Origin of the sequence: Thermoflexus hugenholtzii JAD2 (assembly GCF_900187885.1) — a bacterium.
In the GTDB taxonomy this organism is placed as follows: Bacteria; Chloroflexota; Anaerolineae; order Thermoflexales; family Thermoflexaceae; genus Thermoflexus; species Thermoflexus hugenholtzii.
Genome location: NZ_FYEK01000003.1, coordinates 89,579 through 115,777 on the forward strand (window position 1 = coordinate 89,579; position 26,199 = coordinate 115,777).

General features: G+C 65.8%; 20 protein-coding genes, 1 pseudogene and 1 CRISPR repeat array. Of the genes and pseudogenes, 11 read left to right on the forward strand and 10 right to left on the reverse strand.

The window, feature by feature from the left end:
- Positions 1-7: 7 nt before the first annotated feature.
- The 4 genes from CFB18_RS00975 to CFB18_RS00990 all read left to right on the forward strand — a co-directional run bounded on the left by CFB18_RS00975 (position 8) and on the right by CFB18_RS00990 (position 8,276).
- Positions 8-697, forward strand: a complete 690-nt coding sequence (locus tag CFB18_RS00975; protein WP_088569944.1) for a PIG-L deacetylase family protein — start codon at positions 8-10, stop codon at positions 695-697.
- Positions 698-706: 9 nt separating this feature from the next.
- Complete coding sequence (locus tag CFB18_RS00980; RefSeq protein ID WP_088569945.1) at positions 707-1,792, forward strand: pyridoxal-phosphate dependent enzyme; 1,086 nt, start codon at positions 707-709, stop codon at positions 1,790-1,792.
- A gap of 84 nt (positions 1,793-1,876) precedes the next feature.
- Positions 1,877-2,611: a RadC family protein gene (gene radC / locus CFB18_RS00985; RefSeq protein WP_088569946.1), complete on the forward strand. Its 735-nt coding sequence runs from the start codon at positions 1,877-1,879 to the stop codon at positions 2,609-2,611.
- A gap of 344 nt (positions 2,612-2,955) precedes the next feature.
- Positions 2,956-7,489: a CRISPR direct-repeat array (repeat unit 30 nt; unit sequence GCCTCAATCGAACCAGCGTGGGATTGAAAC).
- A 154-nt stretch (positions 7,490-7,643) separates the two neighbouring features.
- Positions 7,644-8,276 carry a hypothetical protein gene (locus tag CFB18_RS00990; protein WP_143597460.1) on the forward strand — a complete coding sequence of 211 codons (633 nt, stop codon included), beginning with the start codon at positions 7,644-7,646 and terminating at the stop codon, positions 8,274-8,276.
- Between the two features lie 430 nt (positions 8,277-8,706).
- Here the strand turns inward: CFB18_RS00990 and CFB18_RS15740 are convergent, their stop codons facing one another.
- A complete protein-coding gene (locus tag CFB18_RS15740; protein ID WP_234976987.1) occupies positions 8,707-9,087 on the reverse strand; it encodes a hypothetical protein in 381 nt (126 codons plus the stop codon).
- Positions 9,088-9,213: 126 nt separating this feature from the next.
- Positions 9,214-9,381 (reverse strand): annotated as a pseudogene (locus tag CFB18_RS16425) (helix-turn-helix domain-containing protein); the annotation flags it as partial.
- A gap of 210 nt (positions 9,382-9,591) precedes the next feature.
- Here CFB18_RS16425 and CFB18_RS01000 point away from each other — a divergent pair.
- Positions 9,592-10,614, forward strand: a complete 1,023-nt coding sequence (locus tag CFB18_RS01000) for a tyrosine-type recombinase/integrase (protein ID WP_088569949.1) — start codon at positions 9,592-9,594, stop codon at positions 10,612-10,614.
- Positions 10,615-10,703: 89 nt separating this feature from the next.
- A complete protein-coding gene (locus CFB18_RS01005; RefSeq protein WP_088569950.1) occupies positions 10,704-10,919 on the forward strand; it encodes a hypothetical protein in 216 nt (71 codons plus the stop codon).
- A gap of 53 nt (positions 10,920-10,972) precedes the next feature.
- On the opposite strand, the gene CFB18_RS01010 is transcribed toward CFB18_RS01005, so the two are convergent.
- A complete protein-coding gene (locus CFB18_RS01010; protein WP_159461505.1) occupies positions 10,973-11,188 on the reverse strand; it encodes a hypothetical protein in 216 nt (71 codons plus the stop codon).
- On the reverse strand, positions 11,185-12,630 hold the full coding sequence (locus tag CFB18_RS01015) for an ABC1 kinase family protein (RefSeq protein ID WP_143597461.1): 1,446 nt from the start codon (positions 12,628-12,630) through the stop codon (positions 11,185-11,187). The genes CFB18_RS01010 and CFB18_RS01015 overlap by 4 nt, the downstream gene beginning before the upstream one ends.
- A gap of 150 nt (positions 12,631-12,780) precedes the next feature.
- On the opposite strand from CFB18_RS01015, the gene CFB18_RS01020 reads away from it, so the two are divergent.
- Positions 12,781-13,989 (forward strand): class I SAM-dependent rRNA methyltransferase, encoded by a 1,209-nt coding sequence (locus tag CFB18_RS01020; protein WP_088569953.1) that lies wholly within the window; start codon positions 12,781-12,783, stop codon positions 13,987-13,989.
- A gap of 174 nt (positions 13,990-14,163) precedes the next feature.
- Here CFB18_RS01020 and CFB18_RS01025 read toward each other — a convergent pair whose 3' ends face one another.
- The 4 genes from CFB18_RS01025 to CFB18_RS01040 are packed head-to-tail and all read right to left on the reverse strand — an operon-like array spanning position 14,164 to position 17,953.
- Positions 14,164-15,423: a cysteine desulfurase-like protein gene (locus CFB18_RS01025; protein ID WP_088569954.1), complete on the reverse strand. Its 1,260-nt coding sequence runs from the start codon at positions 15,421-15,423 to the stop codon at positions 14,164-14,166.
- A 48-nt stretch (positions 15,424-15,471) separates the two neighbouring features.
- Positions 15,472-16,038 carry a hypothetical protein gene (locus tag CFB18_RS01030; RefSeq protein WP_143597462.1) on the reverse strand — a complete coding sequence of 189 codons (567 nt, stop codon included), beginning with the start codon at positions 16,036-16,038 and terminating at the stop codon, positions 15,472-15,474.
- The gene (locus CFB18_RS01035; protein WP_088569956.1) at positions 16,035-16,793 is read right to left on the reverse strand and encodes a hypothetical protein; all 759 of its coding nucleotides are present in this window, start codon (positions 16,791-16,793) and stop codon (positions 16,035-16,037) included. Before CFB18_RS01035 ends, CFB18_RS01030 begins: the two co-directional genes overlap by 4 nt.
- Positions 16,790-17,953, reverse strand: coding sequence for a glycosyltransferase family 87 protein (locus tag CFB18_RS01040; protein WP_159461506.1), 1,164 nt, complete (start codon positions 17,951-17,953; stop codon positions 16,790-16,792). Before CFB18_RS01040 ends, CFB18_RS01035 begins: the two co-directional genes overlap by 4 nt.
- A 454-nt stretch (positions 17,954-18,407) precedes the next feature.
- Here CFB18_RS01040 and ppdK point away from each other — a divergent pair, with 454 nt between their 5' ends.
- Positions 18,408-21,356, forward strand: a complete 2,949-nt coding sequence (gene ppdK / locus CFB18_RS01050) for a pyruvate, phosphate dikinase (protein WP_088569959.1) — start codon at positions 18,408-18,410, stop codon at positions 21,354-21,356.
- Positions 21,357-21,417: 61 nt separating this feature from the next.
- Here the strand turns inward: ppdK and CFB18_RS01055 are convergent, their stop codons facing one another.
- The gene (locus CFB18_RS01055; RefSeq protein ID WP_159461507.1) at positions 21,418-22,062 is read right to left on the reverse strand and encodes a class II aldolase/adducin family protein; all 645 of its coding nucleotides are present in this window, start codon (positions 22,060-22,062) and stop codon (positions 21,418-21,420) included.
- Between the two features lie 294 nt (positions 22,063-22,356).
- Between CFB18_RS01055 and CFB18_RS01060 the strand changes: the two genes are divergently transcribed.
- A complete protein-coding gene (locus tag CFB18_RS01060) occupies positions 22,357-22,782 on the forward strand; it encodes a tetratricopeptide repeat protein (protein ID WP_200808010.1) in 426 nt (141 codons plus the stop codon).
- Here the strand turns inward: CFB18_RS01060 and CFB18_RS01065 are convergent.
- The gene (locus CFB18_RS01065) at positions 22,736-25,144 is read right to left on the reverse strand and encodes a glycoside hydrolase family 31 protein (RefSeq protein WP_088569962.1); all 2,409 of its coding nucleotides are present in this window, start codon (positions 25,142-25,144) and stop codon (positions 22,736-22,738) included. The two genes, CFB18_RS01060 and CFB18_RS01065, sit on opposite strands and share 47 nt — an antisense overlap.
- 151 nt (positions 25,145-25,295) lie before the next feature.
- Here CFB18_RS01065 and CFB18_RS01070 point away from each other — a divergent pair, with 151 nt between their 5' ends.
- Both CFB18_RS01070 and CFB18_RS01075 read left to right on the forward strand, forming a co-directional pair.
- The gene (locus CFB18_RS01070) at positions 25,296-25,661 is read left to right on the forward strand and encodes a nucleotidyltransferase family protein (protein ID WP_088569963.1); all 366 of its coding nucleotides are present in this window, start codon (positions 25,296-25,298) and stop codon (positions 25,659-25,661) included.
- Positions 25,658-26,194 carry a ribonuclease toxin HepT-like protein gene (locus CFB18_RS01075; RefSeq protein ID WP_200808011.1) on the forward strand — a complete coding sequence of 179 codons (537 nt, stop codon included), beginning with the start codon at positions 25,658-25,660 and terminating at the stop codon, positions 26,192-26,194. Before CFB18_RS01070 ends, CFB18_RS01075 begins: the two co-directional genes overlap by 4 nt.
- Positions 26,195-26,199: the final 5 nt, after the last annotated feature.

The following is a 26,199-nucleotide window of genomic DNA, read 5'->3' on the forward strand; positions in this document are numbered from 1 at the left end:
GACCCCTATGCGCATCCTGGTGGTGATGGCACATCCCGATGATCCCGAATTCGCCGCCGGCGGGACCATCGCCCGCTGGACCCAGGAAGGACACGAGGTGATTTATTGCCTGGCCACCCGGGGCGACAAAGGCAGTCAGGATCCCACGATGACCCCAGAACGCCTGGCCGCCATCCGGGAGGCCGAGCAACGACAGGCCGCCGCCCTCCTCGGCGTGCGCGAGGTCCTCTTCCTGGACTACATGGACGGCATGCTGGAGCCGAACCTCTCCCTGCGCCGCGACATTGTGCGGGTGATCCGCCGCTACCGGCCGGAGATCGTGGTGACCATGGACCCGGAGACCCTCATCCGAGGGGACCGCTACATCAACCACAACGATCACCGGGCCATCGGACTGGCCACCCTGGACGCCATCTTCCCCGCAGCCGGGAACCCGATGTATTTCCCGGAGCTGCTCCGGGAAGGCCTGGAGCCCCACCGGGTGCGAGAGGTGTATCTCTCCACCACCGAACGCGCCAACCACTGGGTGGACATCACGGAGGTCTTCGATCAGAAGCTCGCCGCCCTGCGCTGCCACGCCAGCCAGATCCCGGATCCCGCCGCGCTGGAGCGGCGCCTGCGGGAACGACTGCGCCGCGAGGTAGACGGCAAAGAGATCCTGGCCGAAGGATTCCGCCGCATCGTGCTGGAAGGGTAGGGGGATCCCATGGACATCCGATGCGCTCGCTGTCACCGCACCGCTTCTTATGATCCATCCGTCTGGCGCTGCCCATGCGGAGGTCCATGGGAGCCCATCCGCCCGCTCCTCTTCGACCACCGGGCCATCCAGCCTCATCGGCCCGGGATCTGGCGCTACGCGGACCTGTGGCCCTCCGCGCTACGCCCCATCAGCCTGGGGGAAGGGTGGACCCCTTTGATCCCACTGCACCGGGCGGATCCCCGGCTGTGGGCCAAGCTGGATTACCTGATGCCCACCGGGTCCTACAAGGATCGGGGGACCGCGGCCGGCCTGAGCGCCCTGCTCGCGCAGGGCGTGGACGAAGTGATGGATGATTCCTCCGGCAACGCCGGGGCCTCCCTGGCTGCCTACGCCGCCCGGGCTGGGATCCGGGCCACCCTCTTCGTCCCGGCCCACGCTGCACCGGCCAAGAAGGCCCAGATGCAACGCATGGGCGCCCGATTGGTAGAAGTCCCCGGCCCCCGGGCCCAGGCCACCGCCGCGTTAATGGAAACGCTGAAGGAAGGCGGCATCTACGCCAGCCACGTTTACAACCCCTTCATCCTCATGGGATTGGCCACGGCGGCGTGGGAGATCTGGGAACAGCTCGGGCGCGGCCCTGACGCAGTGATCGCTCCCCTCGGGCACGGGATGCTCTTCCTGGGGCTCTTCCTCGGGTTCGAGGCCCTCCAGGCTGCCGGCTACATCGAGCGCCTCCCCCGGCTCTACGGCGTCCAGGCCGAGGCCTGCGCTCCGCTGGCCCGCGCCTTCGCCGCCGGAGCCGAGGATCCGGTCCCCGTGGTGGAAGGGGAAACCATCGCGGAAGGCGTGCGCATCGCCTCGCCGCCTCGAGGTCGGGAGATCTTGCAAGCCGCCCGGATCACCGGAGGAAATATTTTCACGGTGGCCGAGGAGGAGATCCGAGCGGCCCAGACCGCGCTGGCCCATCAAGGCTTGTTCGTGGAACCCACCGGGGCCCTGGCCATGGCTGCTTGGCCCCGTGCGGTTCAAGACACCGACCGGGTGGTGGTCCTGATGTTGACCGGAAGCGGCCTGAAAACGCCAGTGAGATAGGTCCAGAACACCACTGCGCTCCTATCTCACCACTGGTGACCTCCACCTCCATGGCTATCATTTTTATAGAGGGGGGAGCACTGGATGGAAGAAAACGGCGCCCTATGGCTCACCATCAAGGATCTGCCGGAGGAGGAACGACCCCGGGAGCGGCTGCTGCAACACGGTCCGGCTGCGCTATCCGCGGCGGAACTGCTGGCGATCCTGCTGCGCACCGGACGGCGCGGGGAGAACGCCCTGCAGCTGGCCCATCGCATCCTGCAGCACTGCGAGGGATTGAGCGGGCTGGGGCGGATCCCAGCCCATGAGCTGGCCCGGATCCCGGGGGTTGGCCTGGTGAAGGCCGCCCAGATCCAGGCTGCGCTGGAGCTGGGCCGGCGCGTCGCCGCCGCCGCTCCGGAGGAGCGCCCTCTCGTTCGCTCCGCGCGTGAGGCTTATATGTTGCTGGCGGACATGGCGGACCTGGAGCAGGAAACCCTACGGACCATCTTGCTGGACACCCGGGGGCGGGTGGTGGCGATCCCGACAATCTATGTAGGGAACGTGAACACCACCCTCGTGCGGCCGGCGGAGGTGTTTCGGGAGGCCATCCGGCGCAACGCGGTCTCCATGATCGTGGCCCACAATCACCCCTCCGGAGATCCGGAGCCGTCCCCGGAGGATGTCGCGCTGACGCGAGATTTGATCGCGGCCGGACAGCTGCTGGGGATCCGGGTGCTGGACCATTTAATCATTGGGCGGGGCCGGTATACCAGCCTGCGAGAGCGGGGCCTGTCCTTCGCCACCCCATCCTTCTCCCAGCTCGCTCCGAGGACCTGAGAGCTGACCTTGCGTTCACTGAGCGCAGAAACCTTCCGCGGACCTCCATGGGAAATCCGGCCACCGGGGGTCCGCGGAAGGCTTATAAAATGAACTCTTGGAATTGACCTTTTCTCCCTATATCCGGAATAGGATACATTTATTTGTGGCCGAAGCGATCCTTTCAGAGGAACAAGAAGGCCTTTTCTGGAAAAGGCTTCCGCGGACCCCCCTTCGTCCTCTGGCGCATGGAGGAACCCGAACCCCTTGACAACCAACGCGTCCTGTGTTATATTCATGGCGAACCGGATGCAGGAAAGGGTAGCTCTCTCTCTCTTCTCTCTCTCACCACCTGAAATCGCAGGGCCTCAATCGAACCAGCGTGGGATTGAAACGGCGGCGGGCGGCCTCCTCGAGGGTCATGACGAACCAGCCTCAATCGAACCAGCGTGGGATTGAAACTGCCGCCAGGGCTTTCGTCGCCATGATAGCCATAGCCGCCTCAATCGAACCAGCGTGGGATTGAAACTTGTGGATGAGGCGGAGTACATCTCAGACGAGGTCATCGCCTCAATCGAACCAGCGTGGGATTGAAACCGTAGAGCAGCCAGGCCCAGAGTTGTTGGAAGCCGGGAGGCCTCAATCGAACCAGCGTGGGATTGAAACATCGCTACCCCGCGTGGCCATATGGCCGTCCCGATCCGCCTCAATCGAACCAGCGTGGGATTGAAACTAGATTTTCCAGAGTGACGGAGGAGGATTCGCCGTGCGGCCTCAATCGAACCAGCGTGGGATTGAAACGATGGACGCATTGCGGCCTTCGAAGCACCGGTGTGGCGCCTCAATCGAACCAGCGTGGGATTGAAACGGCTAAGCGCATTTGAAATCCCGGGTTGAGATCCAAAGCCTCAATCGAACCAGCGTGGGATTGAAACCATACGGTTTATTACTCTTATACTGCAACGTAAACACGCCTCAATCGAACCAGCGTGGGATTGAAACTAAAAGTGATTTCATCCATCTTTTCGCCTCCCTTTTTGCCTCAATCGAACCAGCGTGGGATTGAAACAAGAATCGCTGGAGTGTCAGCCACAATGGCGGTCTTCGCCTCAATCGAACCAGCGTGGGATTGAAACCGAAGGGGAGCGCCGCCGCCGGCGCTCCCGGAAGGCGGGCCTCAATCGAACCAGCGTGGGATTGAAACCCTTCAGGATGGCCTGGCCGTTCGCGCCATCGACGAAAGCCTCAATCGAACCAGCGTGGGATTGAAACAACATGAAGCGATCGAAACTGGTAAATGCGGACCCCAGGCCTCAATCGAACCAGCGTGGGATTGAAACCACTGTAGGACCACGGCCCATCTGGCTTGAACTCCACGCCTCAATCGAACCAGCGTGGGATTGAAACCTCATACACATCCAAGACGCCATCAACTTCGTGATCTGCCTCAATCGAACCAGCGTGGGATTGAAACTCTGCTCCAAGAGAGGAGGGCAATTCGAAAGCCATCGGCCTCAATCGAACCAGCGTGGGATTGAAACTACGGCCTCGAGAGCATCTCCTAAGGCCGCAAAAGCGGGCCTCAATCGAACCAGCGTGGGATTGAAACAGATTTAGCCCGGCCTCCCCGGCCGGGCTTACTCCCCGCCTCAATCGAACCAGCGTGGGATTGAAACCGCACCTTTTCTCGGAGGCCCTCGAGGCCGTCCAACGCCTCAATCGAACCAGCGTGGGATTGAAACCGACATCGGCGCAGATGCGAGAAGGACCCAAGGCGCGGGCCTCAATCGAACCAGCGTGGGATTGAAACATTGATTGATGATCAGGCAAATGCCGCACCCAAGGTCGCCTCAATCGAACCAGCGTGGGATTGAAACCCCCCCAAGGGACCTGGCGATGATGGGGGCCAGGGCGCGCCTCAATCGAACCAGCGTGGGATTGAAACCGCGCCATAGGCGGCCGCCTGCTGGGCGGCCGCGGCGCCTCAATCGAACCAGCGTGGGATTGAAACTCGGGACGTGCAAGCACATCGAGATGGTGCGCCTGCAGCCTCAATCGAACCAGCGTGGGATTGAAACCCGCCTCGGGGTCCTCAGTGGACTGAGGCGCGGCCGGGCCTCAATCGAACCAGCGTGGGATTGAAACCCACCCCGAATGACCCGCTCTCCCCAGAGCGGGTCGCAGTGCCTCAATCGAACCAGCGTGGGATTGAAACTCGAACAGCGGAAAGGAGGTCGGCAAGTCATATACTTGGCCTCAATCGAACCAGCGTGGGATTGAAACAGAAAGGGGATCGAGGACTGGTCCAGCCACCACCAATGCCTCAATCGAACCAGCGTGGGATTGAAACAGCCCCACCAGGCGGGGAAACAAGCGGAGCCCTGGGGAGCCTCAATCGAACCAGCGTGGGATTGAAACGCCGTCCCGGCCGCTCTGGAGCCGATCTCCGAGCCAAGCCTCAATCGAACCAGCGTGGGATTGAAACGGGAGAGCCTGCGGACCAGCTCCCGCAGGAGGTCGAGAGCCTCAATCGAACCAGCGTGGGATTGAAACTCGATACGCGGAGACCACCGGAAGCGCGTCCTCTCGGGCCTCAATCGAACCAGCGTGGGATTGAAACCACGCCGCCCTCTTTAGTCCCCGAGTCGCCATCCTCGGCCTCAATCGAACCAGCGTGGGATTGAAACGCGATCAGCTTGGGGCGGCCAGATCGGGTTGTTCCAAGCCTCAATCGAACCAGCGTGGGATTGAAACTCCCCAGATAGACGCGCGTGCCGCTCGTCCCGGGCTCGCCTCAATCGAACCAGCGTGGGATTGAAACCGAACACGCCGCCGCCACCGCCGCCGCCGGCGGCGATGCCTCAATCGAACCAGCGTGGGATTGAAACCCCCAGGCGAACACCAGCGGGCCTCGGGCGAGGATCTCGCCTCAATCGAACCAGCGTGGGATTGAAACACGCCTCCTCCGGGCTCGGATCCAGAGGAGACAGGGTGCCTCAATCGAACCAGCGTGGGATTGAAACACGTTTGGGCCGCTCGCGCCCTCCAGCCCGCGGCGGCCTCAATCGAACCAGCGTGGGATTGAAACCCTTCGCCGGGTGGCTGCTGGAGCGGCCGTCGGCGGGCCTCAATCGAACCAGCGTGGGATTGAAACAAAAATTCGGCGGGCCTTTTCTGTTTCCATACCGGCGGCCTCAATCGAACCAGCGTGGGATTGAAACGGGCCAGGGCGGTCTCCACCGCCCGGGTCGCCCGCAGCCTCAATCGAACCAGCGTGGGATTGAAACTCCATTACTTCTGCTCGCCTTCTTCGCCCGGGAGCTTGCCTCAATCGAACCAGCGTGGGATTGAAACCTGACTTCGCGTCACCGTGTGTTCCGGCCCGCGTCCGCCTCAATCGAACCAGCGTGGGATTGAAACTGGAAGACCCTTGAGCGATGGCTCCTCCGTTTGTCCGCGCCTCAATCGAACCAGCGTGGGATTGAAACTTCTTTGATTTGCCGTGGGATTATGCCCCCTCGAAATGCCTCAATCGAACCAGCGTGGGATTGAAACGCGCATCGAATTGTCACCGTGCCGCCCACGCCAGGGGGCCTCAATCGAACCAGCGTGGGATTGAAACTGAAGCGGTATGAATGGTCCCAGTTGGTCGAGCTGGGCGCCTCAATCGAACCAGCGTGGGATTGAAACCAAAACGACGATGACTGCCTCGCTTGTGTTGGGTTCGGCCTCAATCGAACCAGCGTGGGATTGAAACCGGCGCCACCAGCGGCGCATTGCCCTGCCCCACCAGGGCCTCAATCGAACCAGCGTGGGATTGAAACATGTTTACCTCCCAGGCTGGATTTCACAAATAAAAAGGCCTCAATCGAACCAGCGTGGGATTGAAACATTCCTCGCACGCCTTGTGGGCTTCGAGGAGTTCATTGCCTCAATCGAACCAGCGTGGGATTGAAACCAAATCGCCCTTTGAGCAAAAAGCGGGCGGGTCGAGGCCTCAATCGAACCAGCGTGGGATTGAAACACTGGTCTTCGCCAATGGGGCGAGATGGGGAATTTTCGGCCTCAATCGAACCAGCGTGGGATTGAAACGCCTTCGACGAAGACCTCGACCTCCTGCGGGAGCTGGTCTGGCCTCAATCGAACCAGCGTGGGATTGAAACCGGCCTGCGCCAGCCGCGACAGGCGCAGGCGGTATTCGCCTCAATCGAACCAGCGTGGGATTGAAACTCGCAGCGATGGAATAAGGAAGTCCCCAAATGCGGCTTGCCTCAATCGAACCAGCGTGGGATTGAAACGAATATCGATATCCCCAGCGAGAGGGATGCTAACGTGGCCTCAATCGAACCAGCGTGGGATTGAAACCCTTGCGGGGATCGATGTTGTTGGCCCACAGGCAGGCCTCAATCGAACCAGCGTGGGATTGAAACATTCAATCCCTCCTCCTCCAGCACCCGATCCCAATCGGCCTCAATCGAACCAGCGTGGGATTGAAACCTCGTTCGAGCCATTCGCCGGCCAACGAAATCCGGCCAGCCTCAATCGAACCAGCGTGGGATTGAAACCGTAGATCTCGATATAGCCCCAGGACCCCAGGCGAGCCTCAATCGAACCAGCGTGGGATTGAAACAACAGGTAGGAGATGACCTTGTCCACCGCCAGGCGGATGGCCTCAATCGAACCAGCGTGGGATTGAAACGGTCAATGGGTGATCCTCCCCATATCGCTCCGCCACGCCTCAATCGAACCAGGGTGGGATTGAAACTATGTTGTTCAATCCGATCCCCACACAAACCCATCGACCTCAATCGAACCAGCGTGGGATTGAAACCGAGACCAGCAACACCGGCATGCTCGAGGTCCGCATGGGCCTCAATCGAACCAGCGTGGGATTGAAACCATCAGAGGGGAGCAATCTGGGAGCCTCAAAGATAGAATGAGGTCGGCGGTCAAGGAGGCGCAGAGGACGGAAATCGCCATCATAAAGCACGATCAACTCCAAAGAAGATGACTACCGGAGGCATTCAATGAAATGAAGGGAAAAAGCTGCTGGATGAGCCTGGTTCTGGTGGCCGCCCTGGCCGCGGCTTGCGCCCGGCCTACCCCCGAGCCGGCTTTCTGGATGGAGCCGTGCCCAAACCTTCCCCCCGAAACACCTCAGCCGACCCAGGTATCGGAAATCCTGGAGAAGCTCCCATTCATCCCAGCGGACACCCCGGTGGAGATCGGGGATTGGATCGTCCGGGTGGGCAATCTCCGATGGACCTATGAGTATTTCGATTCCTACACCGGCAAGCCTGTCCGCAGCGAATGCCCATGGCTTTCCTTCGAATGGGAATACCGAAGGAAGCACGCCGACGAGGGTTCGGTCAATCCGCTGTTCCTAACGGGGAGCGGACCCGCGACACTGGGGATCAGGCTCTATCTGGGTATCGATCACTTTCGCGGATCAGACGCCTTCGTGGAAAGGGAGGCCTGGGACCCCGATCCCGAAAGGAAAGGGGAGGTAGGGGAGGGATATCGATGCCGCTGTTTCGTCCACGTGCGCCCGGAGTGGAGTCCCCGGTGGCTGGTGATCGAGGCCAGCCGCCCAGTCGGCGGGCTGCTGATCCCTATCCCGATCACGCTCTCGGATCCCATCGCCCGGGTCGAGGTCCCCCCGCCGCCTCCGGCGCCGAAACGCTGACAGCAAACCCACGTGGGATGCAGACCGGCGGAGAAGATGGAGAGGGGTAGGGAAGAGGGGAAGAGCGCTCCTTCCCCATGCCTGTGGGATGGAGCGCCGCCCAGATGATGGCCTGGTCCTCCTATCGACCCGGTCAGGATGCTTCCGCGTCGGCGCTGGAGAGGAACCCCACAAGGCCCGCATCGCCCGCTGGTGGCCTCCGGGCATTGCACCCCGCGCATCTTCCGAAGTGGTCACCGAAACGGATCAGAGGCCGGCGCATCCAGATGAGGAACGATCTTCAGAACAGCCGGACCCAATCGGAAACCCGCCGGAGGCCAAACCCCTGAAGGGGAGAGGGCCCGACGGGGGTCGCCCTGCTCCCCCGCGAGGCTTTGATTGGTTTAAGATACATTAAGCAAATCATCCCGAGGGCGCCCGGCAAGGCCCCTCACTCCTCCTCCCACCGGATCCGATACCGACGCTGGAGGATCCGCAACGCCTGGAGGATCTCCCGGTTCATCTTCCGAGCTTCCGGCTGAAGAAATTCCGCCATCCGCTCGTGGATCTCAATGAAGTCCAACAGCAACTCCGCCGGGGATCCGAACTCCCTGGTGGGATTCACCACCACAAGCGGCACGCCCATCAGCATGAACACCAGGTGAAGGAAGCGAGGATCCACCACCCCCAGCCAGCTCACGCGGCTGTAAGAGGTCACCATCAACGCCCGAAAAAGCCCCCGACGCCCCAGAAGGATCAAACGCTGCAAACCCTCCCCGATCCGATCCCCACCCCGAAGATCATAGTCCTCATAGAGGGCCACATAACCCATCGCATCGGCTGCCCTCCGCAAAACACCCAGCTGACGCTCGATCTCGCGGTGGCAGGAAGCGCGGGCATACAGCGCGGCCGTGCGCTCAGGAGGCTGTTGCGGGGAAGAACCCATGATTTGCAACACCGAATCGAGCGGATACCGATAATGCCCACCCGGAGTCCGAACCGCCTGAATCCGACCCTCCCGAGCCCATCTCCTCAGACAACGCTCTGTCACTCCCAAAAGCCGGGCCGCCTCCTGAGGCTTCAGAAGAAGCTCAGGGTTCTTCTCCAGACCAGGTCGCACGTCCATGGATGAGATAGAGGCTCTAAGACCAAGGGTTATAGCCCTTATACCACAATCGGGAGCTCCCGTCAAGCCTCTCCGCCGGCTTCCACATAAAGCGCCTGCCTGAAAGTAGATCGACAGGGAACAGCCCTCGGTCGCACTCGCTGGTAAAATGATGAATCCGAAGACGCTTCTTTCGAGAACGCCAGCCGAAAGGAAAGAAAGGAGCTGCCGATGACCGAGGGGCCGAGCCTGCGCCGGACCGTTTCGGTTTTCCTGGAAGCCCTGGCCGCCCGCTACGGCCGGCGTCCCCGAACCATCCAGACTTACCGAAGCGCCCTCCAGCGCTTCCTGGAATACCTCGCCGACCTCGATCTGGATCCTGAACACCAGACGCCCGAGGCGCTGGACCCCGCCCACGTGCGGGATTTCATCCCCTACCTGGAAGACCGCTACCGCCGGGAAGGCCGAACGCTGCCGGCAGCCACCCGCCAGACTTACCTGGCCGCACTGGTCAGCTGGGTCCACTTCCTCCTCGATGAGGGACTGTGGACGCTGCCCGCCGAGGAGGCGCGACGCCTGATCCGGGAGCTGCACGCCCAGCGCGGACGATCCACCCCTCCCCTGCCCCGCCTGCCCCGCGAGGAGCTCCTGAAGGCCTTGCTCCAGGCCGCCCGCGCTCGCTCCCCCTCCCCCTCCCCCCGCCACGAGCTCCGCCGCCTCCGGGACCTGGCCCTGGTGCTGGTCCTGCGCAGCAGCGGGATCCGGGTCGGCGAGCTGGTGGCGCTGCGGCGGGGCGATTTCGACCCCGCCCAGGGCATTCTCTGGATCCGCCACGGCAAGGGCGGCAAAGAGCGCCTCGCCTTTCTGGACGAGGCCGCCGTCCGCGCCCTCGAGGCCTACCTGCAGGCCCGCGACGCGGGAGTCCGCGGGAAGGGCCGCGATCACCTCCCCCTCTTCGCACGCCATGACAAAGGGGCCGGCGCCGCCGTCCGCCCCCTGACCCCCGAAGGGGTCCGCCGCGCCCTGGCCGCCCTGGCCCGGGAGGCCGGGCTGGAGGAACCCCTCACGCCCCATCAGTTCCGCCACTACTTCGCCACGCGCGTCCTGGAGGCCACCGGGGATCTGGCCGCGGTGCAGGACCTCCTGGGCCACGCCTCCCCCACCACCACCCGCCGCTACGCCCGGGTCTCCCCCCGACGCCTGCGCGCCGTCCACCGCCAGGCCTTCAAGGGCACCGAGCCTTCCGAAGACTGATCCGAACCGTGCCCTTGCTGGACGTCATTCGTGATATCATGAAAGTGAACGCACCCGCGCACAGTCCTCACTGCGAAGGAGGGATCTCTATGGCAGAGACCCGATCCCGATGGTCGGAAGAGGCCCGGACCCACCTGCGGGCAGCCTCCCGGGAGCTCCGGGAGGCGATGAAGGCGATGCTCCCGGAGGGGTTCTGGCAGCACCTCCGGGCGGCCCGCCGGGAGACCCTGCTGGCCCTGCGCACCGCCATCGACGCATGGCTGGAAGAGGGGGAGAAACCCCAGACAGGCCCCCACCCCTCCTGAACCCAGGGGCACGCCCGAAGCGCTTCCTCGGATCCGGAGGGGAGGAGCTTCCCCTACCCTCCCCCTCCGCGACGCCAGCGTAATGGGCGCAGCCCCCACAACAACCATAACCCGCCGATCCCGAACAGCGCCCCGGCCAGGGCGGGTTGATGGTTCAACCCGGCGAACAACCCCAGCATCACCCAGACGAACCCGGTGAGCTGCCAGATCAGCCGCTGGAACCCCTCCGCGATCAGAGACAGGGTCTCCCGGGCTTCGGGGAACGTCACCCGCCACTGCAGCTCCCCGCGCAGCGAGCGCTCCAGGAACCGCTGGAGATCCAGGGGGTCCGCAGGATCCCCCACGCCGCCTCAAGGATCTGCTCCACCCACCTCCACGGCTCCTCTTCCAGCAGGCGCCGCGCGAAGGGCTCCGCCTCTTCAAAGACGTTGAACTCCGGATCCAGCCGGGTGACCAGCCCCGCCAGCAGCCCCAGGGTGCGCCCGAGCAACAGAAAATCCTGGGGGATCTGAAAGGGGAAGCGCAGGAGCAGCTCGCGGAACTCCAGAAAGAGCGTCTCCACCTCCATAAGCGACCATTCCCGCAGCGCTCTCATCGAAAGACCCCAGATCCGATCCAGCAGCCGCTCCACCGCCCGGAGGAGGAGCGTTCGATCCGCCTCCGGCAGCAGAAACCCCAGCGCGTCCATCGCCCGCACGATCCGCCCCGCATCTCGGGTCCCCAGGCCGATGGCCGCCTCCCGCAGCCACCGGCGAGCCTCCGGGGAGATCCACCCCACCATGCCGAAGTCCACAAAGTGCAGACGGAACGGGCGTCCGCTCCCCTCCGATCCCTCCCCCTCCAGCGGCGCCACGAAGAGATTGCCCGGATGCGGATCGGCGTGGAAGAAGCCGTCCTCGAAGACCTGCTTCAAATAGACCTGATAAAGCCGCCGCGCCACCTCCGAGCGGGAGATGCCGGCCGCCTCGATGGCCTCCAGATCCGTGATCTTGATGGCCGTCACATCCTCCAGCACCAGGACGCGCCGACGGGTGTGGGACCAGAAAGGCCGTGGGATCCGGACCCCCGGATCCCCGGCGAAGTTGCGGGCGAACTGCTCCGCGTTCCGCGCCTCCGCCAGGTAATCCAGCTCCATCCACAGCGTGCGGCTGAACTCCCCAAGCAGACGATCCAGATCCACCCGCCGGCGCAACGGGGGGTAAAGGGAAAGGACGCGGATCACCACCTGCAACGCGGCGAGGTCCGCCGCCAGCAGCCGCTCGATGCCCGGCCGCTGCACCTTCACCATCACCGGCGTCCCATCCGGGAGCCACGCCCGATGGACCTGACCCAGGGAGGCCCCCGCGATGGCGACGGCCTCGAAGGCCCGGAAGGCCGCTTCCGGCGGCTTCCCCAGCTCGGCCTCCAACAACGGACGGATCCGCTCGAAGGGCTCGGCCGGCACCTCATCCTGGAGCCGGGCCAGCTCCTCGGTCACGAAGTCCGGCAGGAGATCCACCCGGGCGCTCAGGAACTGACCCAGCTTGATCAGCGCACCGCCCAGCTGCACCGCCAGGTCTCCGAACGCCGCCGCCCAGCGCCGGTAGCGCGCCGGCGCCGTCTCCCGGACCCAGGCCGGGCGCAACCGCCGCAGAAGAAACTCCCACCACACCCCATGCGCCAGCAGCCGGAGCGCGAACCCCAACACCCGGAAGAACCGCGCGTAGACCATCCCGAACCTCCCTGAACGAGGCGCCCCACGAATCGCTCGTAGCGCGCCTTCCATCCCATTGTAGAAGCGGGACTGCAGGCCTGCTTGTGCCACAACTCCTTGAAGGGATGGAAAATATAGGGGATTGAACCCTGCCTCCCGGAGCCAAGCATGGCGCTTCCCCGGGGATCCGCGCGCCTGTATCTGAAGCCGGGGCACGACCGGCCGGTCCGCCGCCATCACCCCTGGATCTTCTCCGGCGCCATGGGGCGTCTGGAGGGCCCGGTGGAGGACGGGGGCCTGGTGGAGGTCTTCGCCTTCGAGGGCGAATGGCTCGCCCGGGGCTACCTCAACCGCCGCTCCCAGATCCTGGCCCGCTTGCTCACCTGGGACCCCCAGGAGGCGGTGGAGGAGGCCTTCTGGCGCCGGCGCCTGGTGCGGGCCGCCCAAGCCCGCGAGGCCCTCGGCCTGCAAGCCCACACCACCGCCTATCGCTTGGTCTTCGCCGAGAGCGACGGGCTGCCCGGCCTGATCGTGGACCGCTACAACGAGTTCCTGGTCCTCCAGTCCCTTACTCTGGGCATCGAACGCTGGAAGCCCCTCCTTGTCGAGCTGCTTCAGGAGATGTTCCGACCGCGGGGAATCTACGAACGCAGCGATGTGGACGTGCGGGAGAAAGAGGGGCTGCCGCCGCGTTGCGGGCTACTGGCCGGCGAAGCCCCGCCCGAGCGACTGATCATCACCGAGCATGGGCATCGCTTCTACGTGGACCTGGCGCGGGGGCACAAGACTGGCTTCTACCTGGATCAGCGGGAGAACCGCCGGCGGGCGGCCGCTTACCTAAGCGGCGCGGAGGAGGCCCTCAACGCCTTCTCGTACACCGGGGCCTTCGCCGTTTACGCCCTGGCCGCCGGGGCCCGCCGCGTGGTGAACGTGGATACATCAGCGGAGGCCCTGCGCCTGGCAGCGGAGAACCTGCGCCTCAACGGCTTCCGGGAGGACCGCTTCGAGAACGTGGAAGGGGACGCCTTTCAGGTGCTGCGGCGCTTCGTCGCTGACGGCCGGCGGTTCGACGCCGTCATCCTCGATCCCCCTAAGTTCGCCTACTCCCAGGCGCACCTGAACCGCGCGGCCCGCGGCTATAAAGACATCAACCTGCAGGCCTTACGCCTGATCCGCCCGGGTGGGCTCCTGATCACCTTCTCATGCTCCGGCCTGGTCTCCCCGGAGCTCTTCCAGAAGATCGTCTTCGCCGCCGCGGAAGACGCCGGGCGCGAGGTCCAGATCCTCGAGAAGCTCTCCCAGGGACCCGATCATCCCATCCGCCTCTCGTTCCCCGAGTCCGAATACCTCAAAGGCCTGATCTGCCGGGTCTGGTGAGATCCCGGGCGGACCCGGCGTTTCGGATTTAGTTCGGATTTAGATGGGAGGAGAGCAACGAGAAGAGGGGGCCGGGATGACCGTGCAGGTCGCTCTTCGCAAGTTCACAGTGGACGAATACCATCGGCTGGCTGAAACGGGCATCCTCTCTGTGGATGAGATCCTGGGATGGGCCTATATCCTTTCCCGAACCAGACGCCTTAAGGCTTCCAGCAGCCGATCGATCTCCTCCAGGGTGTTGTAGTGGAGCGCGCCCACCCGGACCAGACCGCCCTGCCCTTCCAGGCCCAGCCGCTCCGTGACCCCTTGCGCGTAGAAGTTGCCGTCCCAGACATAGATGCCTTCCCGCCCCAGGGCCTCCGCGGCCTCCCGGGGATGGCGTCCGGAGATCCGGAACGAGACCGTGGGCACCCGCTCCGCCCAGCGCGCCATGCTCCGGATGCCGTAAACCATGACCCCGGGAAGCTCCTCCAGCCCCTCCAGCAGCCGCGCGCACAGATCCCGCTCGTGCTCCCGGATCTTCTCCATGGCGGCGCGGATCGCCGCGCGCCGGGAGGGATCGGTTGGGGTTCCGAAGCGCCGCCCGATGTCCGCCAAATACTCCACCGCCGCGGTCAGCCCGGCCAACCCCTCGTGGTTTTGCGTCCCGGTCTCGAAGGCCTCCGGGGGATGATCCGGCGCCGGGCGCACCTTATAGGGCTGGAGGGCCCGCAGCCGCTCCATGCGCCCGTAAAGGAAGCCCACGTGGGGGCCGAAGAATTTATACGCGGAGCAGACCAGGAAGTCGCATCCCAGCTCCCGCACATCGATGAAGAGATGCGGGGCGGCGTGCACCGCGTCCACGTAGACCCAGGCGCCGACCGCATGGGCCATCTCGACGATCCGGCGCACGGGGTTCACCGTGCCCAGGGCGTTGGAGGCATAGCCCACGGCCACCACCCGGGTCCGCTCCGAGAGGACGCGGGCCAGCCCCTCCAGATCCAGGGTGCCATCTTCCACATGGAAGTCGACCCAGCGGATGACCGCCCCCTGCTCCGCCAGGGCCAGCCACGGCGCCACATTGGCGTCGTGGTCCAGGCGGGTGACCACGATCTCATCCCCCGGCCGGAGCCGGCGGCCGATGGCCCGGCTGATCTGGAAGGTCAAGGTAGTCATGTTCGGCCCGAAGACGATCTCCTCCGGCGAGGCGCCGATCAGGTCGGCCGCAGCCCGACGGGCCTCCATAATCCCCGCATCCACCCGCCGGCTGGTGGGAAAGGCGCCGTGGGTGTTGGCGTTCGCTTCCACCATGGCCCGGGCCATCGCCTCGATCACCCGGCGCGGGACCTGAGAGCCCCCTGGGCCGTCCAGGAAGACCGGGATCCGGCCTTCGATGACCTGCCCCAGGGCCGGGAACTCCGAACGAATCTGTTTCACCCATTCCGGCGTCCGCATGAAGCGCCTCCCCTTGCTACATGATCCCAAAGGCTTCACGTGCATTCTTTAAGGAAACTGGCGGAGGAGCGCCTGCCTGATGCGGTCCAGCTCTCCCAGCGCCCGCCCGATGAACGTCAGCTGGCCGAGCCAGAGCGTCGAGAGGGGAACCGGGCCCATGCGCGGCACATCCTCCAGGCCGTAACGGGCCAGCAGGATCAGGTTCCAGGCGATGGCGCCCAGGCTGAGGGTGAGGACCGGCCGCATCCCCCATCGCCTCCACCCGGCCTCGTAGAGGGCCGCCAGCCCAAGGGCGAACCCGGCGAACAGACCGGTGAGCAGGCGAGGCCCGAAGGCCGCCGCCCCGGACCAGACGCTCCACGAGCCTACAATATAAAGTTGGGCGCTGGTCTGCGCCAGCAGCAGACGGGCCCACGCCGGGCGGGCGCGCCGCAGTGGCCCGGCCAGGCCGGCGAGGGCGAACGCGGCGATCGGCGTCCAGGGAAACAGCCCGCGGTTGGTGGAGAAGAGCACCTCGAGCCAATGGGGCGCGCGGAGATCGAACGTCCCCGCCCCAGCGATCCCATAGGGATTCCCGACGAGCCACGCGCCGAAGACCACGCGCCAGCCGATCATCTGGGGGAGGAACCCGACCCAGGCCCCAACCCCCAGGGAGAGCAAGCGGAGGATCCCCCTTCGCGGGGCGCCCGCAGGGCCCAACGGAGATCCTCTAGGGCCGGCCACAGCAGCAGGGTGGCGTTCGGATAGCGCACCACAGCCGCCAGCCCGCCGATCCATCCCAGCGCCAGCCGGGTCAGGGGCGTGGGCTTCTCCCAGCGGGTCCATACCCAGAGGAACCCGGCGTTGATGAAGAAATCCACCGCGTGGGACATGAAGGGATGGGCAGACATATAGAACACCAGCGGCGAGGCCAGCCATGCGGTGAGCACTCCCCACAGGGCGGCGGCCGGGGAAGCGATCCGGAGAGCCAGACGCCGGAGCAGCTCCAGGCCGATGAGGGCGTAGAGGGCAGACCCCAAAGCCGTCAGGATCCGATAGGGCGCGCTGTATCCGTCGGCCTCCCAGGGGATCCCCAGGGCGTTCCCCAGATGGACAAGGCCGTGGGCTATCAGGAAGAAGGGGGACCACAACAACGCGGGTCCCACGGACCATTCGTTGATCCGATATCCGGTGGGCGACAGCCCTCGCTCCCCGCCATACCCGAAGCGGATGAACTCCTCGCTCACGTCCAGGCTGCCCCGGATGACTGTCGCCCGCAGCCAGGCGTAATAGGCCACGGTGTCCATCCCGTGCAGCTGCGGGCGGAAAAGAAGAAGCAACACCGCAACCCAGACCCCGAGGAGGATCCCGGGATGGCGGTTTCCCCTCATCGAGGGCTCTCCTGTCGGATCTCCCGGGCGAGCAAGGCCCACAGCCCCAGGCTCCCCAGCGTCGCCAGATCCAGCAGCGGCGTCCAGCCGACGAAGGCGTGCCAGGCCACCCCCCAGATGGCGATCGCCCCGACGCTCGCCCCAAGCACCCCCCATCCGATCCGGGAGTGCCCGGGTTGCGTGAGCCACGCCGCGAGGGGCAGGCTCAGGATCGTGCCGTGATGATACCACGTCCCCGGGTTCGCCAGGAGGAAGGCGATGGCCACCAGGCCAGCCCGACGCACAAAGTCGGGATGAGCCTTCCCGGGCCGACCCAGGGCGATCCCGGTGAGCAGCAACAGCATCCCGGCCAGCCCCCATCCAACCCCTCGCGCGATCCCGGCATCGTCGGCCAGGGAGAATCCGTAGGGATGACGGATGAGCCAGCGGGCGGCCAGCCCGGGCAGGTTCTGCGCCGGGGGGTAGACGCCGCCGGATGTGGGTAGATGGAGGCGGAGAAATCCCATGGCGGGTGGGCCGAACGCCAGAAGGCCCGCCGCCAGGGAGAGCGCCACCCCCAGGGCCATCCCGGCCAGCGCCCTCCGCCGCCCCTCGTAGAGGCAGAGGGCTGCCGGCCCGAGGGCCAGGGGCTTAAGCATGAGGCTGAGCCCCAACAGAAGCCCGCCCCACCCTTCCCGGCCCCGGCCGATCCACCGGACCGCCAGGATCATCCCCAGGGTGACCAGGGGGTTGATCTGTCCGGCGTAAAGGCTCACGAAAAAGGGGGGAAGAAGGCCCACCCCCAGCCGGATCAGGATCCGCCGGGCCGGATCCCGGGCCATCCGGGCGAGGACCTCCGCCGTCAGCAAGGCGCTGAGGGCCTGGGCCGCGACCCAGATCCCCATCCCCCGGTCCGGGAGTGACAGCCCGGGGAGGACCAGGAGCGCTGCGAGGGGTGGGTAACGATAAGGAGGTGCGTAGCGGGAAAAGCCCAGCGCTTCCGCCGCCCGGGCGTATTCCCCTTCCGCCCAGGAATAGACATCTTCGCCCCGGGAGAACCCATACGCGGCCATCGCGTAGACCGGATAATCGATGGGCGTGCGGAGAAGGATCACCGCGGCTGCGGCGAGGAGGTAGACGCAAAGCACCGAGATCCGGCTGAAGGCCTCCAAGGTCTTCATCATCGGATGCCATCTCCCCCGTTGTGGAGGACGGATCGGAACCCTTCCCCATCATGATCCAGACCGATGGGGCCTGCAACCGGCTTTCCATCATCCGGGGGGATTCCCGGCGAACTCGCGTTCGGCAGCCTGTCGCAGACGCGGCGCGCTTACCGCGTCCATCCGTCCTCCACCGGCTCTCCGTTTCAGCGCCCAAGGAACGCCCCTTCTTTCCGGCCTTCGCCACACAGATCCCAATGGGTGAGCTCACAACGCTCCAGGGCATCCCGATGGAACCGGGCCCTGTCCGAGGCTTCCTGTAGAAGAGGCGGCGCCCAAATTTGTGATTAATTTCACTACCCGAGACCAGCGAAAATCGGATAAGGAGAGTTGCCGAAATCGGAGGGCTGTCCTATCATTTTCTTTTGAAACCTGTTGACGGCGGCTCCCTCACTTTTCCACGGGAGGTGGGAGGATGAAGAAGTGGGTCTACCTGTTCGAGGAAGGCTACCGCGAGATTCCGGCGGAGCGCCGTCGGGATCTGCTGGGTGGGAAGGGCGCCGGGTTGGCGGAGATGGCCGGGGCGGGCCTTCCGGTCCCTCCCGGGTTCACCATCACCACGGAGGCCTGCAACGCGTACTTCGCCGCCGGCCGCCAGTTCCCCGAAGGGCTGTGGGAGCAGGTCCTGGAGGCCCTTCATCGCGTTGAGGAGAAAGTCGGCCGCCGCTTCGGCGATCCCCAAAACCCTCTCCTGGTCTCCGTCCGCTCGGGCGCCAAATTCTCCATGCCCGGGATGATGGACACCGTCCTCAACGTCGGCCTCACGGATGAGACGGTGAAAGGCCTGATCGCCCAGACCGGAGACGAGCGCTTCGCCTACGACGCCTACCGCCGCCTCATCCAGATGTTCGGCCGCATCGTCAAGGGCATCCCCGGTGAGCGGTTCGAACACATCCTGGACCGCTACAAGGCGAAGACGAAGGGTAAGCAGGATACCGATCTCACCGCGGAGATGCTCCGGGACATTGTGGAGGAGTTCAAGGCCCTCTACCGCAAGGAGCTCGAGGAGGAGTTCCCTCAGGATCCCCTGGAGCAGCTGCGCCAGGCCATCCGGGCGGTGTTCGACTCCTGGTTCGGCAAGCGGGCGGTCGATTACCGCAACTTCTACAAGATCCCCCACGACCTGGGCACCGCCTGCAATGTCCAGACCATGGTCTTCGGCAACATGGGCTTCGACTCGGCCACCGGCGTGGCCTTCACCCGCAACCCGGCCACCGGTGAGAAGGAGCTCTATGGAGAATACCTCCCGAACGCCCAGGGCGAGGACGTGGTGGCCGGCATTCGGACGCCCCTCAAGATCACGAAGAAGGCCTCGCAGGAGTGGGCCCGGGAGCACGGGATCTCCGAAGAGGAGCGGCGCTTGCGCTATCCCAGCCTCGAGGAGCGGATGCCGGAGACCTACCAGCAGTTCCTGGAGGTGGCGGCGCTCCTGGAGCGTCACTACCGGGATGTCCAGGACCTGGAGTTCACCATCGAGCGCGGGCGGCTCTGGATGCTCCAGACCCGCACCGGCAAGCGCACCGCCAAGGCCGCCGTCAAGATCGCCGTGGACATGGTCCACGAAGGCCTCATCACTAAAGAAGAGGCGGTGATGCGAGTCGAGCCTGAGCAGATCAACCAGCTCCTGCTGCCCCGCTTCGACGAGAAGGCCAAGGAGCGAGCCCGGGAGAAGGGGGATCTGCTAGCCCGGGGCCTCAACGCCTCCCCGGGCGCGGCCACCGGCCATGCTGTCTTCGACGCCGACACGGCCGAGGCCTGGGGCCGGGACGGCCGGCCGGTCATCCTGGTGCGGCCGGAGACCACGCCGGACGACGTCCATGGGATGATCGCGGCCCGGGGCATCCTCACCCAGCGCGGCGGGGCGACCTCCCACGCGGCGGTGGTGGCCCGGGGCCTGGGCAAGCCGGCAGTGGTCGGCTGCGAGGCCCTGCAGATCGACCTGGAGCGCAAGCAGTTCTCCGTCAACGGCCGGGTGATCCGCGAGGGCGACTTCATCTCCATCGACGGCTCCACCGGCGAGGTCTTCGCCGGCCAGATCCCCACCATCGACCCCAACCTGGCGGAGGAGCGGGAGCTGGCGGAGCTGCTCGCCTGGGCCGATGAGTTCCGGCGCCTGCAGGTCTGGGCCAACGCGGATTACCCGCGGGATGCCCGCAAGGCCCGGGAGTTCGGAGCGGAGGGCATCGGCCTGGCCCGCACCGAGCACATGTTCTTCGAGGCCGACCGCCTGCCCTACGTTCGCCAGATGATCCTCAACGCCCCCGAGGCCCAGCGCTTGATGGATCAGTTGCGGGCGGCGCAGCAGGCCGCTCAGGCCCGCCCCGACGATCCGAAGGCCCAGAAGGCCCTGCGAGAGGCCGAACGCGCCGTCCGGACCTCGAAGGCCGTCAAGGCCTACCGCAAGGCCCTGGATCGCCTCCTGCCCGTCCAGCGGAAGGACTTCGAGGGTCTCTTCGAGGCCATGGACGGGCTGCCGGTGATCATCCGGCTCATCGACCCGCCGATGCACGAGTTCCTGCCGCGCTACGAGGAGCTCCTGGCCGAAGTGGTGGAGCTGCGGACCCGCATCGAGGAGCGCCGCAAGATCAAGGGCTACCGCCCGCGCAAGGGCGAGAAGTCCATCCGGCAGATGGAGGAGGAGCTGGCCGAGAAGGAGGCCCTCCTGCGGGCGGTCAACGCCCTGCGGGAGATGAACCCCATGCTGGGCCTGCGGGGTATCCGCCTCGGCATCCTCTACCCGGACATCATCCGTCTCCAGGTGCGGGCTATCCTCGAGGCCGCCTGCAACGTGAAGCGGCGGGGCATCACCCCCAAGCCGGAGATCATGATCCCCCTCAGCGCCGACGTGAAGGAGCTCCAGATCGTCCGGGAGATCGTCGATGAGGTGGCCCGGGAGGTCATGGCCCGGGAAGGGGTGGAGATCGAATACAAGTTCGGGACCATGATCGAGGTCCCGCGGGCGGCCCTGCTGGCGGCCGAGATCGCCCAGGTCGCCGAGTTCTTCTCCTTCGGCACCAACGACCTCACCCAGACCGTCTGGGCCATCAGCCGCGATGACGCCGAGGGCAAGTTCCTCCTGCGCTACCTCGAGGAGAAGATCGTCCCCGAGAACCCCTTCCAGGTGCTGGACCGCAAAGGGGTGGGCCGGCTGATGCGGATGGCGGTGGAGGAAGGCCGGCGCACTCGGCCGGACCTGGAGGTCGGCATCTGCGGGGAGCACGGCGGGGATCCTTCTTCCATCGAGTTCTGCCACGAGATCGGGCTCAACTACGTGAGCGCCTCGCCCTACCGGGTGCCGGTGGCCCGCCTGGCCGCGGCCCAGGCCGCCCTGAAGGAGCGGGCCGCGCGCATCGAGACCCGTTGAGCGAACGGATGAACCCGAAAGCGGGAGGGGGCGGGTCGTATGTCGCCCGCCCCCTGCTTTCTCACCCTGCGCTGGCCAGCGCCTTTAGGAACTCCGGCGGCAACGATCGAGCTTCCCCCAGCGCCCGGCTCAGCAGATACACCTTCGCCGCATACTCGATCCGCTCCATCCGCACCCAGGCCTCCTCCAGCGTGCGCCCCACGGTCACCACCCCATGATGGGGCAGCAGCACCGCATCGTGCTCCCGGATCCACTCCCGGATCGCCAGGGCGTCGTCCTCCGAGCTGGGGACGGCCAGCCGGGCAGTCGGGACCTTTCCCACGGTCATGACCACCTCCGGCAGGATCTCGGAGGGGAACGTCACCCCGGCCACGGTGAGGGCGACGGTGAAGGGGGGATGGGCGTGAAGGACGGCCCCGATGTCGGGGCGTTGCCGATAGGCTTCCAGGTGCATCGGCCATTCCGAGGAGGGCATCGCCCCGCCCCGGCCCGGCCGCACCACCCGTCCCTCTGGATCGATCACCACCAAGTCCTCCGGGCGCAGGTGCCCCTTGCTCCGCCCCCGCGGGGTGATCAGAAAACGCTCCGCATCCACGCGGACCGAGAGGTTCCCGTCGTTGGCGGAGACCAGGCCCCGGGCGTAAAGCCGTGCCCCGATCTCCACCAGCGCCTCCCGTAATCGCTGTTCCCGCACTCCCCACCGCATTCCGCTGCCTCCTCGCTCGGGATACGGATCGGCGCGCTCCCGCCGAGCGCGTTCCGCCACCAATGATAACCCAGGAACATCATCGCTCCGCCTCCATAGTCCGTAGGGTAAAATGAGGACGGAGCGGGAAGTCATCCGCCGCCGCGTCGCGGAGACCCTTCTCGATCCTGAGGCGATGGAGGCCCTGGTGGAAGCCTCGGGGGGATTGTTGGGGACCTCCTCTTGGCCCTGATGCATCAACGCGAGGGGCAAAACGCTTATCGGGAGCTGGCCCAACAGAACCCGGAGGTTTTCTTGCCCCATCTGGCGAGGAGCCTGAACGATCTGGGCATGTGGCTCTCCGAACTGGGCCGGCGGGAGGAGGCCCTGCAGGCCACCCGGGAAGCCGTGGAGATCTACCGCCGGCTGGCCCCACAACGCCCCCAGACCTTCCTCCCCGACCTGGCGATGAGCCTGGGGGCCTACGGAAGCGTCCTTCTGGACCTGGGGCGCGCGCGGGAAGCTCGTGAGGCCTTCGCGGAGGGGTTGCGGATCCTGCTCCCTTTCCTCCGCGCGGAGCCCGCCGCCTTCCGGGAGCCGGCCTCCGTCATGCTCCAGGGTTACCAGAGGGCCTGCGAAGCGCTGGGGGAAACTCCTGATGCGCCCCTCATCGGGGAGATCTCTCGAAACCTCGTCACGCCGGCGATCGAACCGGACGTCCTTCCAGGATCAGCTCCGTAAACGGAGGGGTAACAAGGGTTGACCCTTCCACCGGCACGGGACGGCCGTCCGCCCATGCCCGGGCCGGCGCGAATCCGTGAAACTCAAGCCGGAATCCGCCTTCCGGCTCGGAGAGCTCCCCCTCGCGAATCCGATGGATGCGCAGGCTCTCCCCTTCCCACCACCATTCAAATCGATCCACCCGATAGGGTCCGAAGCCGTCGCCGGCGTCCTCGTAGAACACCCCCTCCCCTCCTCCCTCCGACGACACGTAAAGATGAAGCGTCACTCCCTCCAGCTCCGCTAGCGGCAGGAGGCTCCCCGCCCGGACGAAGAGCGGGAGCCGATCCAGCGGGGCCTCCGCGAGGACCCGGGCGGGACCCGCCCGCTGCGCATCGCTCCAGAAGTCATACCACTCTCCCGTGGGGAGGAGGACCTCCCGGGCCCGCGCCCCCGCCTCAAGCACCGGGGCCACCAGGAGGGCGGATCCCAGGAGAAACGCATCTTCGATCTCCCACAGCGCGGGGTCTTGCTCGTTCAGCCAGAACAGCGGGCGGACCAGCGGCGCCCCGGTCTGAGCGGCCTCCCAAGCCAGGGTGTAAAGATACGGCAACAGGCGGACCCGCAGGCGCAGGAAGGCGCGGGCAATGGAGAGGATCGGCTCGCCGAAGACCCAGGGCTCGCGCCGGGGCGTGCCCTTCGCCGCATGGTTCCGGAAAAAGGGCATGAACGCTGCAGCTTGGAACCACCGGATGAACAGCTCCGCCGAGGGCGCCCCGCTGAACCCCCCGATGTCCGGCCCGCTATAGGGGATCCCGGAGAGCCCCAGGCCCAGGACGGTGGCCAGGGTCTGGCGCAACGCTGCCCACGAGCTCTCCACGTCCCCGGTCCAGGTCCAGGCGTAACGCTGGATCCCGGCCCATCCCGAGCGGGTGAGCAAGAAAGGGCGATGATCCGGCTGCAGCCGCCGCAGCGCCTCCCAGGCCGCGCGGTTCATCAACAGGCCGTAGAGGTTATGCGCCTCCCGGTGATCCCTTTCCCTCCCCTCCATCGCATGGCGCACGCAGTCCGGGAAGGTCGGCTCGCCCCAGGCGACGAAGGCCGTGGGCTCGTTCATATCGTGCCAGAAGCCCGCCACACCGGCCTCCAGGAAGGCGCGGTAATGTTCCCCCCACCACGCCCGGACCTCTGGATCGGTGAAGTCCGGGAAGACGCACCAGCCCGGCCACACCAGCCCGCGGTAGAGCCGGCCGTCCGGCAACCGACAGAACATCCCCCGCGCCACCCCTTCCCGATACACGGCGTAGCCCGGATCGGTCTTCACCCCGGGGTCCACGATCACCACCGTCTGGACCCCCTGCCCTTCCAGCTCGCGGATCAGCCCTGCCAAATCCGGGAACCGTCGACGGTCCACTGTGAACACCCGATAGCCGTCCATGTAGTCGATATCCAGGTGGATGGCGTGGAGCGGAAGGTCATAGTCCCGGAACCCCTGAGCCACGGCGCGGACCTCTTCGGCGCTCTCATAGCTCCAGCGGGATTGGTGGAAGCCCAGGGCCCAGCGGGGCGGCAGCGGGGGCCGGCCGGTGAGGGCCGTGTAGCGCTCCAGCAGCCGCGGGGGCGGCCCGTAGAACACGTATTCGCGCAGCGCGCCCCCCGTGAAGGTCACCCATGCCGCCTCGGGCTCGGAGGCTCCTAAGTCGAACACGGCCTCGAAGGGGTTTTCGTAAAAGACCAGATACGCGCCCTCAGCGTGAAGGCTGAGCCAGAGAGGAATGCCCAGGTAGAGGGGATCGGCCCCGGGGCCGTAGCTTCCGCCAGGATCCCGGTTCCACATCCGGTAAACGCGTCCCCGGCGGTTCAGCGGGGCCGCCCGCTCCCCCAGCCCGTAGAGCCGCTCCTCCGGGCGGAGCCGAACGCGATGCCGCCACGCCTCCCCGCGGCGCTCCGGCGGGTCCTCCGCCCGCCAGATCCTCCCCGCGCCATCGCGGAAGCGGATCCCCCCATCGGCTCGGACCTCCAGGCCCAGGGCCTCGCTCTCCAGCGTCCATCCGTCAGCTTGCTCCCTGTGCGCCACGCGAACCTCCTCCAGACGCTCTCGAGCGATCGCGTAAGGCAACGGGAGAACGCCCGGGGTCCAGGTGAGGCGGACGACATCCGGGGCCAGGAAGCGGATCTCCAGCTCGGCGCCCGGCCCGGTGAAGCGGGCGCCATCGGGGAGAGGGATCATCGTCCTTAAGGGTTCCACCGACTGCCACGCGGCAAGCGCCGGTCGCTTCTCCCTACGTTCCCAGCGGTCTCGCTCCCATGCAGCCCGGACCGCCCGGAATGCCGTGCGCAGACCCACCAAACGGATTGCGAGGAGGGCTTTCCGAAGATCCATCGATGAACGCTCCGTTTGGATTTCCTGCTCAAACCCCTCTCATGATACCGGACGGGAGGTTCGACTGTCGCTGGGTTCTTTCAAGCGGGGGACTGGCGCATTCACGCGAAGCACCTCATGATTGTAGGGGCTGTGGTTATACGGGGGAGAGATGAGCGAGCGCCTGGATGATCTGGAACCCTATCGGAAGGGCTGGCGGCGCCGGGAGCAGGATCGCCGGATCGAAGGGGCGAAGCGACGGGAACGGGCCTGGCGCGTGGCGGCCCGTGCGGCCCGGCTGCTCAAAGAATCCTTCGGCGTCCGACAGGTCTGGGCCTTCGGCTCCCTGGTCCGCAATCAGCTGGATGAGCGCTCCGACATCGATCTGGCGGTCGCCGGCCTCGCGGAGCGGGATCTGTGTCGGGCGGTCGGCCGGCTTCAATCGCTGGATCCTGACTTCCCCATCGACGTGGTGCGCCTGGAGGACGCCCCTCCCTCACTTCGCCGGCGGATCGAACAGGAGGGGGTGCCGCTATGAGGGCTCGCTTTCTCGCGCTCATCGGATGGATACGCGAGGAGCTCGCAGAGATCGCCCGCTCCGCCCAGCGGGCCCGGGATCTCTGCCAGAAGGCCCTGCGGACCGGGGATGATGGCTACTGGGATGGTGTGGCGCTGAACCTCCACGGGTTCTACACAGGAGTGGAGCGGATCTTCGAGGAGATCGCCCGTGAGATCGACGGACATCGGCCCGGAGGACCGGACTGGCATCGGGACCTGCTGGTGCAGATGTCGGCGGAGATCCCTGGAATTCGTCCGCCGGTTCTCTCCCGAGAAACGCGAGAGTGCCTGGATGAATATCGAGGGTTCCATCATCTTGTGCGACACATCTACGCCTTCCGCCTGAAGCCGGAGCGGCTGCAGGAGCTGGCGGAGGGTGTGGAGCCCTGTCTGAAGCGTCTGCGACAAGATCTGGAACGGTTCGCGGACTTCCTGCATCGAATGGCCGGCTCCGAAGCCGAAGCCCCGACCGGGGAGGGATCCGCACGCGAGGATCCCGCATCAACCCCCTAACAGCT

Excerpts from the sequence above, each read along its gene's own strand:
- CFB18_RS00975 (WP_088569944.1), top strand. The coding sequence starts at position 8 with ATGCGCATCCTGGTGGTGATGGCACATCCCGATGATCCCGAATTCGCC.
- CFB18_RS00980 (WP_088569945.1), top strand. The coding sequence starts at position 707 with ATGGACATCCGATGCGCTCGCTGTCACCGCACCGCTTCTTATGATCCA.
- radC (WP_088569946.1), top strand. The coding sequence starts at position 1,877 with ATGGAAGAAAACGGCGCCCTATGGCTCACCATCAAGGATCTGCCGGAG.
- CFB18_RS00990 (WP_143597460.1), top strand. The coding sequence starts at position 7,644 with ATGAGCCTGGTTCTGGTGGCCGCCCTGGCCGCGGCTTGCGCCCGGCCT.
- CFB18_RS15740 (WP_234976987.1), bottom strand. The coding sequence starts at position 9,087 with ATGGGTTATGTGGCCCTCTATGAGGACTATGATCTTCGGGGTGGGGAT.
- CFB18_RS01000 (WP_088569949.1), top strand. The coding sequence starts at position 9,592 with ATGACCGAGGGGCCGAGCCTGCGCCGGACCGTTTCGGTTTTCCTGGAA.
- CFB18_RS01005 (WP_088569950.1), top strand. The coding sequence starts at position 10,704 with ATGGCAGAGACCCGATCCCGATGGTCGGAAGAGGCCCGGACCCACCTG.
- CFB18_RS01015 (WP_143597461.1), bottom strand. The coding sequence starts at position 12,630 with ATGGTCTACGCGCGGTTCTTCCGGGTGTTGGGGTTCGCGCTCCGGCTG.
- CFB18_RS01020 (WP_088569953.1), top strand. The coding sequence starts at position 12,781 with ATGGCGCTTCCCCGGGGATCCGCGCGCCTGTATCTGAAGCCGGGGCAC.
- CFB18_RS01025 (WP_088569954.1), bottom strand. The coding sequence starts at position 15,423 with ATGCGGACGCCGGAATGGGTGAAACAGATTCGTTCGGAGTTCCCGGCC.
- CFB18_RS01030 (WP_143597462.1), bottom strand. The coding sequence starts at position 16,038 with ATGATCGGCTGGCGCGTGGTCTTCGGCGCGTGGCTCGTCGGGAATCCC.
- CFB18_RS01035 (WP_088569956.1), bottom strand. The coding sequence starts at position 16,793 with ATGAGGGGAAACCGCCATCCCGGGATCCTCCTCGGGGTCTGGGTTGCG.
- CFB18_RS01040 (WP_159461506.1), bottom strand. The coding sequence starts at position 17,953 with ATGAAGACCTTGGAGGCCTTCAGCCGGATCTCGGTGCTTTGCGTCTAC.
- ppdK (WP_088569959.1), top strand. The coding sequence starts at position 18,408 with ATGAAGAAGTGGGTCTACCTGTTCGAGGAAGGCTACCGCGAGATTCCG.
- CFB18_RS01055 (WP_159461507.1), bottom strand. The coding sequence starts at position 22,062 with ATGCGGTGGGGAGTGCGGGAACAGCGATTACGGGAGGCGCTGGTGGAG.
- CFB18_RS01065 (WP_088569962.1), bottom strand. The coding sequence starts at position 25,144 with ATGGATCTTCGGAAAGCCCTCCTCGCAATCCGTTTGGTGGGTCTGCGC.
- CFB18_RS01070 (WP_088569963.1), top strand. The coding sequence starts at position 25,296 with ATGAGCGAGCGCCTGGATGATCTGGAACCCTATCGGAAGGGCTGGCGG.
- CFB18_RS01075 (WP_200808011.1), top strand. The coding sequence starts at position 25,658 with ATGAGGGCTCGCTTTCTCGCGCTCATCGGATGGATACGCGAGGAGCTC.